This window comes from Streptomyces sp. NPDC058619, assembly GCF_042717785.1.
Classification (GTDB): Bacteria; Actinomycetota; Actinomycetes; order Streptomycetales; family Streptomycetaceae; genus Streptomyces.
In genome coordinates, this window is the sequence record NZ_JBHXQN010000016.1 from 153,689 (window position 1) to 169,198 (window position 15,510).

Genomic DNA, 15,510 nt, shown 5'->3' on the forward strand with positions numbered 1-15,510 from the left:
ACAGGCGGCATGTCCCTGCGTCACGGCCGGGCCGTAAAGCCCGGTCAGAGCTGCCGGGACAACCTCGCCGAGGCTCAACCACACCAGCTGGGGAACGCGCGCCGAGCGGACACCAGAGAGCGTCCGGGAAGGGACCGATTGGAAAAATCTTGACGCACTCCTAACGCCACACGGTTCCGAGCCTACGACAACAAAAGTTGTCGACAACCCTCTAGAGTGACGCCTGCGCCCGCATCGTGCCGGCGGCCGTCACAGCGAGGAGTACGAGGGATGGGCAGGGAAGAGGGGCTGCGGCAGACGCGAGGGCTTTCCGCGTGGACGACGCAGCGGTGGCTGCGCGCCGGGCGGCCGTTGCTCTGACCGTCCTGACCCTGCTCGGGGTGACGGGAGCGTGGGTGCTGGGACGGACGGCATCGCTCAGCGACACCCTCATGAACGTGAAGTCCCCGGCACTGAGTACGTCGTTCCGTCTGGAATCGGCGCTGCTGAACCAGGAGACGGGCATCCGCGGCTACGGCCTGACCGGCGCCCCCGACTTCCTCGCCCCCTACCGGCAAGGGCTCACCGAACAGGCGACCCACACCGCGCGCCTGCGAGAGCTGCTGCACGGCGATACGGCAGGCCTGAGCGACCTGAACGCCGTGCAGGACGCAGTGGAGTCCTGGCAGGCGAGGATCGCCCGCCCGATCGCCGCCGCACCCGCCGGGACGCCCTCCCCGCTGACCACGGAACGCGCCGCGGAGGGCAAGGAAGCCTTCGACGCCCTGCGTGCCACCCTGAGCGTCCAGCAGGAACGGTTGCGCGCGGACCGCGCGCAGGCGGTCGAGGACCTTTCCGGCACGACGGCCTTGCGCAACTGGGTGTTCACCGCGATCGCCCTCGTCATCGCCGCCCTCACGGTGCTGGTCTTCGAGGCACTTCGCCGCGGCGTCACCGCCCCCCTGGACCAGCTCGGAGCCGACGCCCGCACCATCGCCGACGGTGACTTCGACCACCCCATCGCCCCCGCCGGACCCGCGGACATGCGCCGCCTCAGCGGCGAGATCGACTTCATGCGGCGGCGTCTGGTGCGGGAGCTGGCCTTCGCCGAGCAGGCCCGGCTGCGCCTGGATGCCCAAGCGGCCGACCTCCAACGCTCGAACGCCGAGCTGGAGCAGTTCGCGTACGTGGCCTCCCACGATCTGCAGGAACCGCTGCGGAAGGTCTCCAGCTTCACCCAGCTCCTCCAGCGCCGCTACAGCGGCCGGCTCGACGCCAAGGCGGACCAGTACATCGACTTCGCCGTCGACGGCGCCAACCGCATGCAGACCCTCATCAACGACCTCCTCGACTTCTCCCGCGTGGGCCGCGTCCACCACGAACTCCAGAGCATCGAACTCGAAGCGGTGCTGAAGCGGACCCTGTCCTCCCTCAGTGTCAGCATCGAGGAGACGGACGCCGCGGTCACCCACGATCCCCTGCCGCCCCTGGTCGCCGACCCCACCCAGATGGGCATGCTCTGGCAGAACCTCATCGGCAACGCGATCAAGTTCCACCACCCCGAGCAGGCCCCGCACATCCACATAACGGCGGCCCAGGAAGGGCCGCTATGACGGTTCACGGTCACCGACAACGGGATCGGCATCGCCCCCGAGTACGCCGAAAAGGTGTTCGTGATCTTCCAGCGCCTCCACACCAAAGACGCATACAGCGGCAGCGGCATCGGCCTGGCCATGTGCAAGAAGATCGTCGAATTCCACGGCGGCACCATCGCCGTCGACCCCGACTACCGCGACGGTGCCCGCATCACCTTCACCCTCGCCGGCGAACCCCCCGAGACCGCAGGCCCGTCCGTCCTGCCCGAAGCCTCCCGCGCCGATATGGAACTCACGCCCTAGCCGGACCCGCGACAGCCGCCCCAGCGGGGCCTCGGCGTCTGGAAGGGCGGCGTACCGCCTCTCCCACGACACGCCATCATCGGTCCTCGTTGGCGGATCGCCATGTGACTGGTCTCTTCTCCACTCCTGAGCGGCACGAGGCGGTACAGTTGATAGTTGCCGAATGACAACTATGTAAAGGGATCATCATCCGGATTTCGGGGCGGAACGGCTCTGGGGTCTGCGGGTGCGAGAACCATGTCTCGCGCTCGGACTCCCTCCGCGCCACCGGGTCGCCCCGGATGTCACCTCATCCGACAGCCCGCTCCTGGAAGAAATGATCCTGACCATGACGAACTTCCTGGCCGTGGAACGTGCGCTGCGCACGGCAGCGCCTCATGACCTTCTTCGCACGGTCCGCGCCGCCCTCATCGAGCACTTCCGTGCGATCGAGGTCGAACTCCTCATGGCCGACTACAGCCTCACCGTGCTGCAGCCGGTAACCGCGCTGCCGCACACTTCCGAGCCCTTGCCCGTCCAGGCGAGTTCCGAGGGCCGCGCGTTCGGCAGTCAGGAACCGTACGGACAGTTTGCGGCCCGGGACGGCGCCGTGGATCTTCATCTTCCGGTCACCGTCCGCGGCGACCGCCTGGGCATCCTCACGGTGCGCATGCCCGAGGAGGCGTGCACTTCCGTGACGGTCGGCGAACTGACCGACCTGGCGGAACTGCTCGGACACGAGATCGTCGTGGCCGAACGTGATACCGACCTGTACCTCCAGGCGCGGCGCGCCAGCCGCCTCACCCTGGCCGCCGAGATGCAGTGGCAGCTGCTCCCCGCGCGGGCGTGCGCCCGGCCGGAGTACGCCATCGGGGCGCAGCTGGAGCCGGCGTACGACATCCACGGGGACAATTTCGACTGGTCCACCACCGCCGAGGCCCTCACGCTCACGGTCACCAACGGCATGGGCGAGGGGATCCAGGCCTCGCTCCTGACGAATCTTGCGATCAACGCGCTGCGCAACGCACGAAGGGCCGGGATCAGCATCGCCGACCAGGCGGCGCTGGCCGACCAGGCCGTCTACGGGCAGTACCGGGGGCGCGCCTACGTGTCGACCCTTCTGTTGTGCTTCGAACTGAGCACCGGGCGCGTGCAGGTCGTGGATGCCGGTTCTCCTCAGCTGTGGCGTTACCGGGACAGGTGCGTGGAGCGCCTCGAATTCGAGGCACAGCTTCCCCTCGGCATGTTCGAGGAGTCCCCCTACAGCGCCCAGGAATTCCAGGCCCTGCCCGGCGATCGGTTGATCTTCGTGAGCGACGGTGTCTACGCGGCCGCGAGCGCGGGCGGCGAGGCGTACAGCGAACGTGCTCTCGCCCGGGCGATCCAGGCCACCAGCCTGCTGCCGGCCGCCGCCGTGCCCCGGGCCATCCTCGAGGAGCTGGCGGTCTACCGGGCTGCCGACGCCGACGATGATGCGATGGTCTTGTGCATGGACTGGTTCGGGCGGTCCGCCGCAGCCTGAGGGGCCACGCGGCATCCGCGGCGCGCCCGCTGCGTGGCGCAGCGTTGGAGTCACTCTGCGGGGATACTTTCGTGAAAGAGGGCAGACGAGGCGTATCCGTTCAGATAGAGACCTGTCACCGCGGCGCCTTTCCCGAAGGGATCTGCACCTGCCTACAGGGAGTGACGCCACAGTGAGCCGCGCGGAACCGCCCGAGGATCCCTTGTACAAGACGGCCTGCGAGGTGGCAGAGGCCGCCCAGGCCTTGATGGACAGATGGGAGCGCTCGGCGCAGAGTGCCCCTCCGCGCCTGTCTGCTCTTCAGCTGCGGGCGCTGGTGGCGGTGCGGGGTTCGCCCCGTATGAATCTCACGCGGCTCGCCGAGGACATCGATGCGACGACGCCTGCCACGAGCCGGTTGTGCGACCGGCTGGAGGCCGCCGGGCTGCTGCGTCGTGACCGCGGCGACTCCGACCGGCGCGAGATCGTCCTGACGCTGACACCGCACGGCCGCCAGGCCATCGACGCGCTGGCCGAGCAGCGCTGTCACGCCATCCACGAGGTTCTCGAACGCATGCCCCCGGAGCGGTGCCGGGAGCTCTTGAACGGTCTGCGTGCCTTCACCCGGGCGTCGGGGCGATCCTCACCCGCCCGCGAGCTGTGAACGCCCGGCCGTTGTCAGGCCGGGCGTGGACGCTGCCAGTCGTCACCGCGCTCAGGCACGGAGTGCTCAGCCGTCGACTGGCTGCTGCCTTCCTCTCCAGTCCAGGCACACCACCGCCGCGTCCTCGGGTAGATCGCTGCCGCCGTGGTGCTGCACGAGGCCGTCCACGAGCGCCCGGGCGGTCTCGTGCGGCGAAGACCGCTGGGTGGCGGCGATCGTCTCGCGAAGGGCGCGTTCACCGAAAGCGCGACCGTCTTTGCCCGGGGAGCCGTGTACGCCACTGCTCACGATCACCAGGCGGTCCCCCGGAGAGACGCTGAAGGGCTGCTTGCGGTATTCGGTCTCCTGGAACATCCCCAGCGGCGTCTGGGTTTCCAAGACCACCTGCTCCGCGAGGTTGTCGCGTACGCGAAACACGTGAGGTGAACCGGCGTCCACCGCATGCGCTGAACCCGTGGTCAGGTCGAAGCGAAGCAGCAGCGACGGTGCGCACTGCTTACCTCCGTACTGGGCGTATACCGCCTCACTGGCGAGAGACGCCTGCTCTTCGAGAGGGACGCCTGCCCGGCGGGCGTTGCGCAGTGCGCTGACGGCGAGGTTCGTCAGCAGAGCGGCATCGATGCCGTGTCCCTGGCCGTCGGTGCACGTGACGGTCAGGACGTCGTCGGTGGTGCTCCAGTCGAAGTTGTCTCCCCCGATGGCGTAGGCCGGCTCCAGGTGGGCGCCGAGGGTGTACTCCTGCCGGCTCAGTCCGCGGCCCGGAAGGAGCTGCCACTGCATCTCGGCGGCCAGTGTGAGCCGACGACGGCGGCGGGCCTGCAGATAGAGGTCGGTGTCCCGTTCGGCCACGATCAGTTCATGCCCCAGGGCTGTGGCGAAGGCCGCGAGTTCGAGCATGCGGGGAGTTCCCTCGGCAGGCTCGGAAAGGCGCGCGGAGAGCACGCCCAGGCGGTCGCCCCGAACGGTGACCGGCAGGTGGGCGATCACGATGCCGGGGTGGTCGGTGACCTCGACGACCGGAACCTGCGCGGTGAACGCCCGGCTGACCGGTGTCCCCTCGCGGACGGACACCTGGGATCCGGTGTGCGGCAGCTGCGTGACCGGTTGCAGCACGGAAAGGCCGTAGTCCGCGAGCAGCAGGGTGACCTCCTTCGCCTGCACGTACGTGGCCAGCAGTTCGGCGGCCGCCGACAGGAGCGCAGTGGGGGGCGCGGCCCGCAGTGCGCTCTCCGCGGCTCCGAGCCAGGCTTCGGAACGGTTGCTCATAGCCTCTTCCCTCATCACCCGCGCGAGCCCGCCGGGTGGGCGTGAAGTCCAGCGGCCCGGTCCGGAAGTGTGCCCGGTGCCCCGTGCTGGGATGCGGGCGGCCTTGGGGGGCGACTACCTCAGGGGCCTGTCGCCCGGTCATCGTCGTCCGCGCCGCGAAGCGTGTCCGTCAGGCGGTTTCGCGGCGCTCGCTGCGTTCTCTCTCCTCGAGGCCTATGTGGAGCAGTGCCGCGGTGCGGAGGGTCTGCAGGCTTTCGGCCAGCGCTCCGAGTTCGGCTGCGGGGATCCTCGTCAGGACGGTTTCGATCTCGCTGGATCGCCAGGCGCGCATCTGCGCGAGGATTCTGTGCCCGCCGGGGCTCAGCCTCAGTTCCACCTCCCGGCGGTTGGCCGTACCGCGGGAGCGCTGGATGAGTCCGGCCGCTTCCAGTCGGTCGCACAGGCGGCTCACCGAAGGCGGCGTGGATCCGAGCGCTTCGCCGAGGTCGCGCAGGTTGACGCCGTCCCATTTCTCGATCACCGTCAGCGCGCGGAGCTGCGAGGGTGAGACCGGGGCGAGGTCGGGGGCTTCACCGCCTCGGCCCCACAGGACCTCCAGAACCTCCAGCAGGGTGCATGCCTCGAGAGCCACTTGGTCGTGACTGGCGGACGGCATGGCTCGGGGCATTCGTTCACTCTGACACCTGATCGCCTGTTTGTCAGCCGCCTCGTTGTCAAGCACCTGTAGGTACCTCCCGGTGGACGAGCTGGGGACGGCGTGTGGCAGGAACCGGCTGGCCGGAGCTGCCCGGAGTGGGGCGGGCGGGCCGGCGGCTTCTGCCGCCGGGGATGAGGCTAGCCGAGAGTCAGCGGCCGGGAAACGCGCGGAGGCGAGGCACCCGCACCGGACCATCTCCTCCTCAGGGAGGTGGGAGGGTGATGCGCAGTGCCAGGGCCAGGGTGTCGTCGGCGTGGAGAACGATGGTGTGCATGTCGGCGGCGATGGCGTGGGGAATGTCGGCCAGGGGCAGGTGGGCGTGGGTCTGTGCCGCTTGGACAAGCCGGGTCTCGCCCTCCTCCACGTCTTTGCGGCTTTCCGTGAGGCCGTCGGTGTAGAGGAGAAGGAGGTCTCCCGGGTCCAGGCGCGCGGAGAGCACGCGATCGCTGCCGGGGAGGGGGAACCCGATGCCCCGGCCGCGCACCTCGAGGTACTGCGCGGTGTCGTCGGACCGTACGAGCAGGGCGGGTGGGTGGCTTCCGTTGGCGAGCTGGAGTTCACCGGTCGCGGGGTCGATCCGGGCCAGGAGCACGGTCGCCATGAGTCGCGGGTCGAGGGGCATGAGGATGTCGTGGGTGCGGGCCAGGATCGACTGCAGGGGATGGCCTTCGAGGGCCAGGGTTCTTACGGCGTGGGTGACGTTGAGGGCGCTGCGGGTGCTGCGTACGCCGTGACCGACCGCGTCCACGATGGTGATGTGGAGGGTGCCGTCGGGGAGGGTGAACCAGTCGTAGAGGTCACCGCCGGTGGGCGCGCCGGGGTCGGCGGGGGCGTAGTGAACGGCGAGGTCGAGGCCGGGGATCAGCGGCGGCGGCGGCCGCAGGGCGTCCTCGAGTTCCCGCAGGACCTGTCCGTGGGCCTTGCGTAGTTGCTCGTCCTGCTCTTCGAGCTGCACGTAGAGGGCGACGACTCCGGCATTGGTCTCGGCGAGCTCGTGCTTCAGGAGACGGTGTCCGCCGGCGAGGGAGTCGGCGAGGGCGAGAGCGGCCCGCAATTCCTCGTCGCTGTCGCGGGATTCGGCCGTCGGCCGGATCGGCGAGTCGGCGGGCGGAGGGGTGAGACGGTGGATGCCCGCGCAGGGAGGGTCGGCTTCGGGTGTCGGGATGTGCCAGGTCGCCGTGGGGCCGGAGGTCGCGGGCGCGGGGAGGGGCAGATCGGTGGTTGCGAGGGGGCCGGCGGAGCGGGACGCGTGGAAGGTGACGGCCAGGAGGCCTCCGTTGCCGGGTCCGTTCTCGCACGAGGCGGTGAGGGCGACGGGGCGTCCGGCATGGAACTCGGGTGCGGCGAGATCGGTCACCGCCAGCACGAGGCGGCCCCGGACATCTGCCGGCAGCCGGTGGGTTCGGGCCAGGGAGCGCACCGCCTGCCGTAGCGCCGGCAACGTGGAGTAGCGATTCACGTTCACGACGTCACCTGCTGCGGACGGGCCGTCAGCACCGTGGCGTCGTCCCGAGAGCGCCGGTGGCGGATCATGCGGACGTTGCCGATGCCGCTGTACTCGGCTGCCCGTTCGGATGCGATGACCCCCGCCCGGTCCGGCCGAGCACCGGTCGAGCCGCACTCCTGCGCTGAGGCGCGTGCGGTCTCCGAGGCGACGTGTACGGCGCTGCAGTGGTCTGTGCGGATGTACGCGGTCGGGACGGCGCAAGTCAGGGTCACGGGCGGTCCCACCGGGTGACGGTTACCGTCGTGCCCTGGCCCAGGGTGCTTCGCACCGCGAATTCGTCCATGAGGCGCTTGGCACCACCCAGGCCGTGACCGAGTCCGCCCCCGGTCGTGAACCCGTCGGCCAGGGCTTCCTCGACGTCGCGGATGCCGGGTCCGCTGTCGCTTATCGTCAGCCGCAACCCCTGCCTGCCGTTGTGGCGCGGGTACTCGATGAGCAGTGTCCCGCCCCCGCCGTGAACGTAGGCGTTGCGGGCCAGTTCACTGACCGCGGTGACCACCCGTGTCTGGTCCACGATCCCGAAGCCGACTTCAAGGGTTGCGGCGCGCACGGCGTGACGTACCGACAGCAGGTCCTCTTCCGTGCGCAGGGCGATGTGCAGGGGTGTGTCGGGGGCGGCGGGGGCGGCGGGGGCGGCGGGGGCGGCGGGGGCGGCGAAAGCATGTGGCAGGTCGGGGAGGGCCGTGGGGGCGTGGGCGCTGTCAGCTCGCTGTGTCATATAGGCCCCTTTCAGGGGCTGCTGGCTCGAATGCCATCCCAGAACGGTCATTGCCTGTTCCGCGTGGACGGCGGTTTCGACGCCGGTGAGTTCCAGGCCCAGCTCGACGAGGGTGACGGCCACCGCGGGCCGCACGCCGGACACGATCACCGTGGGGACGGCGGCAGCGGGGCGGCGCGTCACAGGAAAACCCGGGTGCGCGGGTCCGGCCCGTCCGCGGCGGTGATCTTCACTGCCTCGGACAGGGCGTCGGCGAGGGTGGCCCGGGTGAGGATGCCGGACAGGTCGGTGCCCAGGTGGGCGATGGTCTGCGCGATCGTCGGCCGGATGCCGCTGATGACGCACTCCGCCCCCATGAGACGAACCGCGCGGACGGTGTGCATCAGGTGCTCGGCCACCGCGGTGTCGACCGTCGGCACGCCGGTGAGGTCGATGATGGCAACCCGCACGTCGTGATCGGCGACGGCCCCGAGCAGGGCCTCCATCACCACCTGGGCCCGCGCGGTGTCGAGGGTGCCGATCAGCGGGACGGCAAGGATGTGGTGCCACAGCCGTATCACCGGGGTCGATACCTCCAGCAGTTGCCGGCCCTGCCGACGGATGATCTCCTCTCGTCCTTCGACATGGGTGGCGAAGGACAGGGCCCCGGCCGCGTCGAGGAGTTCGTTGATCAACAGCGCGGCCGCAAACAGGTCTCCGGCGTCCTGCGTGCCGTGCTGGACGGCCTCCAGCAGCGCCTCCTTCAGGGTGAGGACCGCCAGGAAGGTTGCCGTCGGCGTGGCACCCGTACGCGCCCTGCGTAGGGACAAAACGATCACCGCACGGTTCAGGTCGGCGTGAGAGACCACCACTTCCTTCACCGGCAGTGAAGTGCCGAGTCCCGCGAGGAGAGCGCCGACGACGGCGTCGGCCTCCTCCCGGAGCTCCCTCTCGCCGATGCCGGTTCCCGGATCGGACCGCTCCAGCCGCAGCCGCACCCACCGGTCCCCTATGCCATCAGCGCCCCCGTGGAGCGCTTCTGTGACACGCTGCCGTACGTTGGCCGTACCGCTGCTCACTCAGGTCCCTCACAGTCCTTGGCGCTCCCCGCCTCCAGGCGGGCGAGGCGGCGGGACGGGGACTTCCCGAATTTACCCCGCACGCGCAACTATTGTCGCGTGACAAATATACGCACGCCATCCAGGCGGAAGGAACCCCGACACCCGCCAGGCGCCACGCGGCGCCGGTCCGCGCCTCCGCTCACGGCCCGGCGGAGCCTGGCGCCGCAGGCGGTGAAGAGGGCCGGGAGGTGATCATCCGCTTGTCGGGGGTAGGTGGCCTGCCTACACGTTCGACGGCAGACAAGAGGCAGCACGTGGCGGCGCATCAGAGCGGTGAGGGTGGGGGTCTGCCGTCGGCGGTGGTGGACTGCGCACTGTACGAGCACGGAAAGCGGATTCCCGGGCAGGTGAATCTGGGCGGGATCATGGAGCGGACAGACCCGGAGGCGGGTCGTTTTGCGTGGATCGGCCTGTACGAGCCGAGCGCAGAACAACTGCAGGAGGTCGCCGAGGCTTTCGGCCTGCACCCGCTCGCGGTCGAGGACGCCGTACACGCGCATCAGCGGCCGAAGCTGGAGCTCTACGGCGACATGCTGTTCCTCGTGCTGAAGACGATCGTCTACGTCGACCATGAGAAGGTGACCGCGACCAGCGAGATCGTCGACACCGGCGAGATCATGGTGTTCGCCGGGCCCGGGTACGCGATCACAGTGCGCCACGGCAGCGCCCCGCCCCTGGACGGCGTGCGCCAAGAACTCCAGGGCGACCCGCGGCAGCTCGGTTGCGGGCCTGCGGCCGTCCTGCACGCGGTCGCGGACCGGGTCGTCGACCGCTACGTCGAAGTCGCCGACGCCTTCGCCGGCGACGTCGACACCCTGGAGAACGAGGTGTTCTCCCCGGACCGGCCGGTCGACGCCGGTCGCATCTACCAGCTCAAGCGCGAGCTCCTGGAATTCAAGCGCGCCGTCATGCCGTTGGCACCCGCGCTGCAGCGCCTCAGTGAGGGCACCATCCCGCAGATCCCGAAGGAGGTGGCCACCTACTTCCGGGACGTCGCCGACCACCACCAGCGGGTCAGCGAACAGATCCTGTCCTTCGACGAGCTCGTCAGCGGCATGCTCAGCGCCAGCATCGCCCAGCTGGGTGTCCAGCAGAACGCCGACATGCGCCGCATCAGTGCCTGGGCCGCCCTCATTGCCGTCCCCACCATGATCGTCGGCATTTACGGCATGAACTTCGAGCACATGCCCGAACTCGGATCCCCCTACGGCTACCCCGCCGTCTGGATCCTCATCGTCACCGCGTGCACGATCATCTACCGGGCCCTGCGCCGCAACAGATGGCTCTAGGTGTGGCGTCCGGAGCGCGCGATGACCACCATGAGCGCCGAGCGCACAGCCATTCGTTCTCTGTCAGCCGTCGCCGAGGCGCGTCAGGCCGTCCGGGCGTTCCTCGAGACCCTCGGGCAGCCGGCCATCGGTCCGGAGCAGGCCGACACGATCGTCTTGCTCCCCCGGTAGCACGCTGTAAGGACGTCTTCGGGCACTGATCGCCACGTGTCAGGGCCGGGACCGCCGGAGCGGTCCCGGCCCTGACGCGTGTGCACGCGCTGCTCGTCCGGGTCAGGCGGCGACGGGCTCGGGCCGGCGCAGTTCGACCTGGCCGAAGAGGAGGGCGTAGCCGCCGGGGAGCCGACGCAGGATGCGGGCGAGGAGGTCGGGCCCGGCGAGGCGAGTGACGACGGCGAGGACGGCGCCGGCGTCCCAGCGGGCGGTGGCCGGGGTGGCATCGGTGCGGGCGGCCAGGTCCTTGACGAAGCCCCAGCCGGTGAGGTGCTGGGTGTCGGGGATCTGGGCGGTGAGGGTCAGGGCGGCTTCGACGGGCAGGCACTGGGCGAGGCCGGCGCGTTCCTCGCCGGTGAGCTGGCGGCCGAGGGCGGCCAGGACGTGGTGGACGGCTTCCGCGGCGCGTTCGCGGGTGGGGTAGGCGCCTTCGTAGCGCACGCGTTCCAGCATCTGGTCGAACGGCATGGCGGGGGTGGACCGGTTCGGTCGAGGCTGGTCGTACATGGCTGCGGTTGCCTTTCTCTGCGAAGGATCCGGCCCTGTGGCCGCTGGTCCGCTGGGCTTGAGGGTCAGTCGGGTTGAGGGTGGCCGAAAAGGAGGTCGTAGCCGGGCGGGAGCTGGAGCAGGACCTCGCGGGTGAGGACGTCGCCCGCGGCGGCGGTCACGGTGGACAGGACGGCGCCGATGTCCCACAGGGCCGTCTTCTCGGTGGCGCCCTCGATCCAGGCTGCGGTCGCACGGACGAACCGCTCGGGCGAGAGCGGTTCCGCGGCCTGGAGGGGGTTGAGGAGGATCAGGGCGTAGGTCTCGGGGAGGCGGGCGGCGAGTTCGGCCCGCACACGGCCGACCAGATGTGCGCCCAGCAGGGCCAGGACGACGCGGGAAACACGATCGGCCTCTTCCGGGCTTTCGTACTCGCCGCGTTCCTGGACATGGGCCAGGAACGACTCCCTGCGCATCGACATCACGTCACCTCCGGAGAAAGGGTGAAGGGGTGGAGAGGTCAAAGAGGGGCGGAGGGTGGGTGCCGGAGGGGAATCGGCGCTTCCCACCCTCCGCTGCAGGCTGATACCGAGACTGGAGGGTTCAGCCGGAGATCTGCCTGCGGCCGGTCTCGGCGCCGATGCTGATCTTGCGGGGCTTGGCGCGCTCGGCGATCGGGATCCGCAGGGTCAGGACACCCGCGTCGTAGTCGGCCTGGATCCGCTCGGTGTCGAGGGTGTCGGCCAGGACGATCTGGCGGGAGAAGACACCCAGGGGCCGCTCGGAGAGCTCCACCTTCACGGAGTCCGCCTTTGCGACCGGGCGGCGCTCCGCCTTCACGGTCAGCATGTTCCGCTCGACGTCGATGTCGATCGCGTCGGTGCTCACGCCGGGAAGGTCGAAGGCGATCACGTACTCGTCGCCGTCGCGGTAGGCGTCCATCGGCATGACGGACGGCTTCGACCAGGTCCCGGACGTACCCGACAGCTGCTGGACGATCCGGTCCATCTCGCGGAACGGGTCAGTGCGCATCAACATCGCGAAACACCTCCAGTTGGTTCAGGCAGAAACTGCCAATGCGCTTCAACGTGCATCCGTTGTAACATGTCATCGAAGTGATGACAAGCAAGGAGTCATCTGGAGGACGACGAGACGACGGAGAGTCAGCATGACCGAACCCGCCCCGCCGACCACACCCGTTCCCTTCCTTGCCGCCGCGGCGGCACTGGAGGCCATCAACCAGTCCGTAAGGGACGCGCAGCGGACTTCCGCGCAAACGCCTGACACCCCAGCGCCACCCGCGCCCGACTCCGGCCCGCACCCGGCCCTGGCCGCACTGCTGACGCTGCGCGAGGTCCGCGAACAGCTCGCCGGCTGGGAGAGCGGGCTGATCGAGACCGCCCGCGGCGAGGGGGCGAGCTGGGCCGAGCTCGCCGGACCCCTCGGGGTCGCCAGCCGCCAGGCCGCCGAACGCCGCTACCTCCGCCTGCGCCCCGGCACCCCCGGCTCCACCGGCGAAGAACGTGTCCAGGCCACCCGCGACACCCGCGCCGCCGACCGCACCGTCACCGCCTGGGCCCGCGACAACGCAGCCGACCTCCGACGCCTGGCCGCACAGATCACCGCCCTCGCCGGCCTGCCCGCCGACGCCGCCGACGCGGTCGGCGCCCTGAACCTGGCCCTCGGGCGCGACGACGCCGCCTGCCTCGTGCGCCCCCTGACCGACACCCGGGCCCATCTGCGGCCCGAGGACGCGGACCTCGCCGCACGCATCGACGCCCTGACCCGGCACACCGAGCAACTCCGCCAGACCGCTCACGACCAGCGCGGCACCTGAGCAGCACCCGCCCCGGCGACCGCCGTCGGCGGCCCGGAGCACGCCTCCCCCGCACTACAGCCGGCGCCCGGCACCGTGGCCGGGCGCCGGGATCGCGGTGGGCGGTACGGAGCTCACCACCGGCAGCCCACGCGCGCTCGCGCCGCCGGCCGACTGCCGAAGGGCCTGCGCCGGTCAGGGTGCTGCGACCAGCGGGGGCTCCCCCAGGGGGACGGTCAACGCTGCACGCAGGGCTCCGACGGCCTCGGCGCCGATGCGTTCCGCCAGGACGCCCTCGATGACGGCCAGGGTGTCCTGGGCGCGTCGGTGCACGCGGGTGCCCTCTGCGGTGGGGCGGATCAGTCGACTGCGGGCGGAGGAGGGGTCGGGCGTCTGCTCCAGCAGCCCCATGCCGATGAGGGCGTGCACGGCCTGGTGGGCGGTCTGCCGGGTGACGCCCATCCGGCGGGCCAGCTCCGAGACCGTGGTGCCCCCTTCGTCGAGGGCGGCGAAGACGGCCGCCTGCCCGACGGTGACCGGCTGTTCGCCGGCGGCCCGCATGCTGGCCAGCAACGCGTCGTCGAACCAGCGCTTGGCCTCGGTGAGCAGCTGGGGCAGGTTGGGTGTGGGGGTGGTCATGGCTCCTCGCGGGACGGAGTTTCGAGAATAGCGACGGTACGGGGGCACCCCCGCCCCAAATGTCAGGTAGCCTGACATTCGTCGTCCCGTCGTGCCGGAGGTTCTCATGACCATGGAGTTCGCCCGTCCCAGCCGCCCTCGGTCGCACATCCCGGCCGAGCCCGGAAAGCCGTACTTCATCGAGAAGGGCATGGGCGACCGCGCCCACCTGTTCACCGACCTGGTCACCGTCTACGCGGGCGGCGAGCAGACCGAGAACGCCTTCAACTTCTTCACCGTCGAGGGTCCCAGGGGCGAGGTGATCCCCGCCCACGTCCACTCCGACACGTACGAGGTCTTCTACATCACCGACGGCGCGGTGCGGCTGTTCGTCGAGGATCTGGCGGGTGAGCAGTACGAACGGCTTCTCACCGCCGGCGACTTCGGCTTCGTACCGAAGAACTGCCCTCACGCCTACCGCATCGAGCGCCACCACAGCCGGGTCGTCGGCGTGGCCGCAGGACCCGGAGGCACCTTCGAGCGGTTCTTCGAGAACCTCGGCGTTCCGACCGAGGAACTCGGCCTGCCGCCCGAGCCGTACGTACCGGGACCGCACAAGTTCGCCACCGTGCCGGAGCGCTACGACGTGCGCTTCCTGCCCGGACACCAGTGGCGCACCGGGAGCTGATCCCGTGCCGCTGACGCCCGGCCTCGCCTCGTTCCTGGCGCCGCCCGCCCCCGAGCTGCTGCCGCTCCCGCCCGCCGCGCACCCCGCCCCCGGCGTACGGCTGCTGCGCGGCGTCCCGTACGCCTACCGTGCGGGCAACCGGCCGCTCGAACTCGATCTGTGGCTGCCCGACGCGGCACGCGAGCCCCTGCCGGTCGTCCTCTACCTCCACGGCGGGGGCTGACGCGCCGGGACGCGGACGGAGGCAATCGCCCACGCGACCCTCGCGGTCGCCGCCCGGGACGGTGCGCGTGCCGTCACCATCCGGGCCGTGGCAAAGGAGCTCGGCGGGTCCACGGCCATGGTCACCAACTATGTGCCCACCCGCACGGCGCTGATCACCAACGCCGTGCGCGCCGCAGAATCGCGGTGGCGGGCCGACCTGGAGGCCCATCTGGGAGAACTGACCGGCTCGGACCGGCTGCGCGCCACGGTGGAATGGCACCTCAGCACGGAACCGGAAGACCTGCTGCTCCGGTCGCTCTGGATCGAGATGCTCTCGTCGGCACACGCCGACCCCCACGGCGTCGACCACCACGAGCCGCGCGAATCGCGCCAGGAGTTCCTCGAAGCGTCCATCGCCGCGGGAGTACCCGACGCCGGCCTCGCCGCCGACGTCCTCTCGCTGCTGACCCGCGGCTACTACGTCTCCACCGTGGAAGAGCCGGCCCACTGGACACCGGAGCGCGCGAGCCGCGTCGCCAGGGCCGTGGTGGACGCCCTGATCGACGTGTGACAGCGACCCGCACCCGTCCTGGCGCCGCCACCGCAAGGCATGCTGCATCCTGACGCATTGTCACCAAAGTCAGCGTCGGGTCGGCATCGGTCCTGGCAAAGCCGTCCCCGGCTGGTCACACGCGGGAAACGTCGACCGCTCGCAGGCCGGCCCACCCGCCCACGTGCTTTCAGAGGCCCGGGCGGGAGGTGCGGAGCGGGGATCGGGGGGCCGGTCCAGGTCGGGGTCCGTGCCAGTCCAGGCACAGTACGGTCGCGTCGTCTCTGGGGGGCCGGCCGTCGTAGACGTCGGTGACCGCGCCGACCAGAGCGCGTAC

The 15,510-nt window shown here is 70.3% G+C and carries 18 protein-coding genes and 2 pseudogenes; 9 read left to right on the forward strand and 11 right to left on the reverse strand.

Going from position 1 to position 15,510, the window contains the following annotated elements; all coding sequences use genetic code 11:
* Positions 1 to 270 precede the first annotated feature (270 nt).
* From ACFWTC_RS18435 to ACFWTC_RS18445, 3 genes and pseudogenes are all read left to right on the forward strand, one after another.
* Positions 271 to 1,877 (forward strand): annotated as a pseudogene (locus ACFWTC_RS18435) (CHASE3 domain-containing protein).
* A 316-nt stretch (positions 1,878 to 2,193) separates the two neighbouring features.
* Positions 2,194 to 3,378 carry a PP2C family protein-serine/threonine phosphatase gene (locus tag ACFWTC_RS18440; RefSeq protein WP_383928350.1) on the forward strand — a complete coding sequence of 395 codons (1,185 nt, stop codon included), beginning with the start codon at positions 2,194 to 2,196 and terminating at the stop codon, positions 3,376 to 3,378.
* Positions 3,379 to 3,625: 247 nt separating this feature from the next.
* Complete coding sequence (locus ACFWTC_RS18445) at positions 3,626 to 4,021, forward strand: MarR family winged helix-turn-helix transcriptional regulator (RefSeq protein WP_384074257.1); 396 nt, start codon at positions 3,626 to 3,628, stop codon at positions 4,019 to 4,021.
* Between the two features lie 66 nt (positions 4,022 to 4,087).
* Here the strand turns inward: ACFWTC_RS18445 and ACFWTC_RS18450 are convergent, their stop codons facing one another.
* The 6 genes from ACFWTC_RS18450 to ACFWTC_RS18475 form a co-directional block, all read right to left on the reverse strand.
* Positions 4,088 to 5,287 (reverse strand): PP2C family protein-serine/threonine phosphatase, encoded by a 1,200-nt coding sequence (locus ACFWTC_RS18450; RefSeq protein WP_384028645.1) that lies wholly within the window; start codon positions 5,285 to 5,287, stop codon positions 4,088 to 4,090.
* A gap of 169 nt (positions 5,288 to 5,456) precedes the next feature.
* On the reverse strand, positions 5,457 to 5,918 hold the full coding sequence (locus ACFWTC_RS18455) for a MarR family winged helix-turn-helix transcriptional regulator (protein WP_383928340.1): 462 nt from the start codon (positions 5,916 to 5,918) through the stop codon (positions 5,457 to 5,459).
* A 268-nt stretch (positions 5,919 to 6,186) separates the two neighbouring features.
* Positions 6,187 to 7,449: a PP2C family protein-serine/threonine phosphatase gene (locus tag ACFWTC_RS18460; RefSeq protein WP_384028643.1), complete on the reverse strand. Its 1,263-nt coding sequence runs from the start codon at positions 7,447 to 7,449 to the stop codon at positions 6,187 to 6,189.
* Complete coding sequence (locus tag ACFWTC_RS18465; RefSeq protein ID WP_383928334.1) at positions 7,446 to 7,703, reverse strand: hypothetical protein; 258 nt, start codon at positions 7,701 to 7,703, stop codon at positions 7,446 to 7,448. The genes ACFWTC_RS18460 and ACFWTC_RS18465 overlap by 4 nt, the downstream gene beginning before the upstream one ends.
* Positions 7,700 to 8,392: an ATP-binding protein gene (locus ACFWTC_RS18470; RefSeq protein WP_384028641.1), complete on the reverse strand. Its 693-nt coding sequence runs from the start codon at positions 8,390 to 8,392 to the stop codon at positions 7,700 to 7,702. Before ACFWTC_RS18470 ends, ACFWTC_RS18465 begins: the two co-directional genes overlap by 4 nt.
* On the reverse strand, positions 8,389 to 9,267 hold the full coding sequence (locus ACFWTC_RS18475) for an STAS domain-containing protein (RefSeq protein WP_383928328.1): 879 nt from the start codon (positions 9,265 to 9,267) through the stop codon (positions 8,389 to 8,391). The genes ACFWTC_RS18470 and ACFWTC_RS18475 overlap by 4 nt, the downstream gene beginning before the upstream one ends.
* Before the next feature lie 230 nt (positions 9,268 to 9,497).
* On the opposite strand from ACFWTC_RS18475, the gene ACFWTC_RS18480 reads away from it, so the two are divergent.
* Both ACFWTC_RS18480 and ACFWTC_RS18485 read left to right on the forward strand, forming a co-directional pair.
* On the forward strand, positions 9,498 to 10,598 hold the full coding sequence (locus tag ACFWTC_RS18480; RefSeq protein WP_383928325.1) for a magnesium and cobalt transport protein CorA: 1,101 nt from the start codon (positions 9,498 to 9,500) through the stop codon (positions 10,596 to 10,598).
* A 21-nt stretch (positions 10,599 to 10,619) separates the two neighbouring features.
* Complete coding sequence (locus ACFWTC_RS18485; RefSeq protein ID WP_383928322.1) at positions 10,620 to 10,769, forward strand: hypothetical protein; 150 nt, start codon at positions 10,620 to 10,622, stop codon at positions 10,767 to 10,769.
* Positions 10,770 to 10,871: 102 nt separating this feature from the next.
* On the opposite strand, the gene ACFWTC_RS18490 is transcribed toward ACFWTC_RS18485, so the two are convergent.
* From ACFWTC_RS18490 to ACFWTC_RS18500, 3 genes are all read right to left on the reverse strand, one after another.
* Complete coding sequence (locus ACFWTC_RS18490) at positions 10,872 to 11,318, reverse strand: DUF2267 domain-containing protein (protein ID WP_383928319.1); 447 nt, start codon at positions 11,316 to 11,318, stop codon at positions 10,872 to 10,874.
* Positions 11,319 to 11,383: 65 nt separating this feature from the next.
* Positions 11,384 to 11,779 carry a DUF2267 domain-containing protein gene (locus ACFWTC_RS18495; protein ID WP_383928316.1) on the reverse strand — a complete coding sequence of 132 codons (396 nt, stop codon included), beginning with the start codon at positions 11,777 to 11,779 and terminating at the stop codon, positions 11,384 to 11,386.
* 121 nt (positions 11,780 to 11,900) lie between these two features.
* On the reverse strand, positions 11,901 to 12,335 hold the full coding sequence (locus tag ACFWTC_RS18500; protein WP_383928313.1) for an Hsp20/alpha crystallin family protein: 435 nt from the start codon (positions 12,333 to 12,335) through the stop codon (positions 11,901 to 11,903).
* Between the two features lie 130 nt (positions 12,336 to 12,465).
* Here ACFWTC_RS18500 and ACFWTC_RS18505 point away from each other — a divergent pair, with 130 nt between their 5' ends.
* The gene (locus ACFWTC_RS18505; RefSeq protein WP_383928310.1) at positions 12,466 to 13,134 is read left to right on the forward strand and encodes an HSP18 transcriptional regulator; all 669 of its coding nucleotides are present in this window, start codon (positions 12,466 to 12,468) and stop codon (positions 13,132 to 13,134) included.
* Between the two features lie 174 nt (positions 13,135 to 13,308).
* On the opposite strand, the gene ACFWTC_RS18510 is transcribed toward ACFWTC_RS18505, so the two are convergent.
* Complete coding sequence (locus ACFWTC_RS18510) at positions 13,309 to 13,752, reverse strand: MarR family winged helix-turn-helix transcriptional regulator (protein ID WP_383928307.1); 444 nt, start codon at positions 13,750 to 13,752, stop codon at positions 13,309 to 13,311.
* 106 nt (positions 13,753 to 13,858) lie between these two features.
* On the opposite strand from ACFWTC_RS18510, the gene ACFWTC_RS18515 reads away from it, so the two are divergent.
* The 3 genes from ACFWTC_RS18515 to ACFWTC_RS18525 all read left to right on the forward strand — a co-directional run bounded on the left by ACFWTC_RS18515 (position 13,859) and on the right by ACFWTC_RS18525 (position 15,194).
* A complete protein-coding gene (locus ACFWTC_RS18515) occupies positions 13,859 to 14,419 on the forward strand; it encodes a quercetin 2,3-dioxygenase (RefSeq protein WP_383928303.1) in 561 nt (186 codons plus the stop codon).
* Between the two features lie 4 nt (positions 14,420 to 14,423).
* Positions 14,424 to 14,642, forward strand: a complete 219-nt coding sequence (locus tag ACFWTC_RS18520) for a hypothetical protein (RefSeq protein WP_383928300.1) — start codon at positions 14,424 to 14,426, stop codon at positions 14,640 to 14,642.
* Between the two features lie 87 nt (positions 14,643 to 14,729).
* Positions 14,730 to 15,194 carry a TetR family transcriptional regulator C-terminal domain-containing protein gene (locus ACFWTC_RS18525; protein WP_383928297.1) on the forward strand — a complete coding sequence of 155 codons (465 nt, stop codon included), beginning with the start codon at positions 14,730 to 14,732 and terminating at the stop codon, positions 15,192 to 15,194.
* Positions 15,195 to 15,363: 169 nt separating this feature from the next.
* Here the strand turns inward: ACFWTC_RS18525 and ACFWTC_RS18530 are convergent.
* Positions 15,364 to 15,510: pseudogene (locus tag ACFWTC_RS18530) on the reverse strand (serine/threonine-protein phosphatase); the annotation flags it as partial.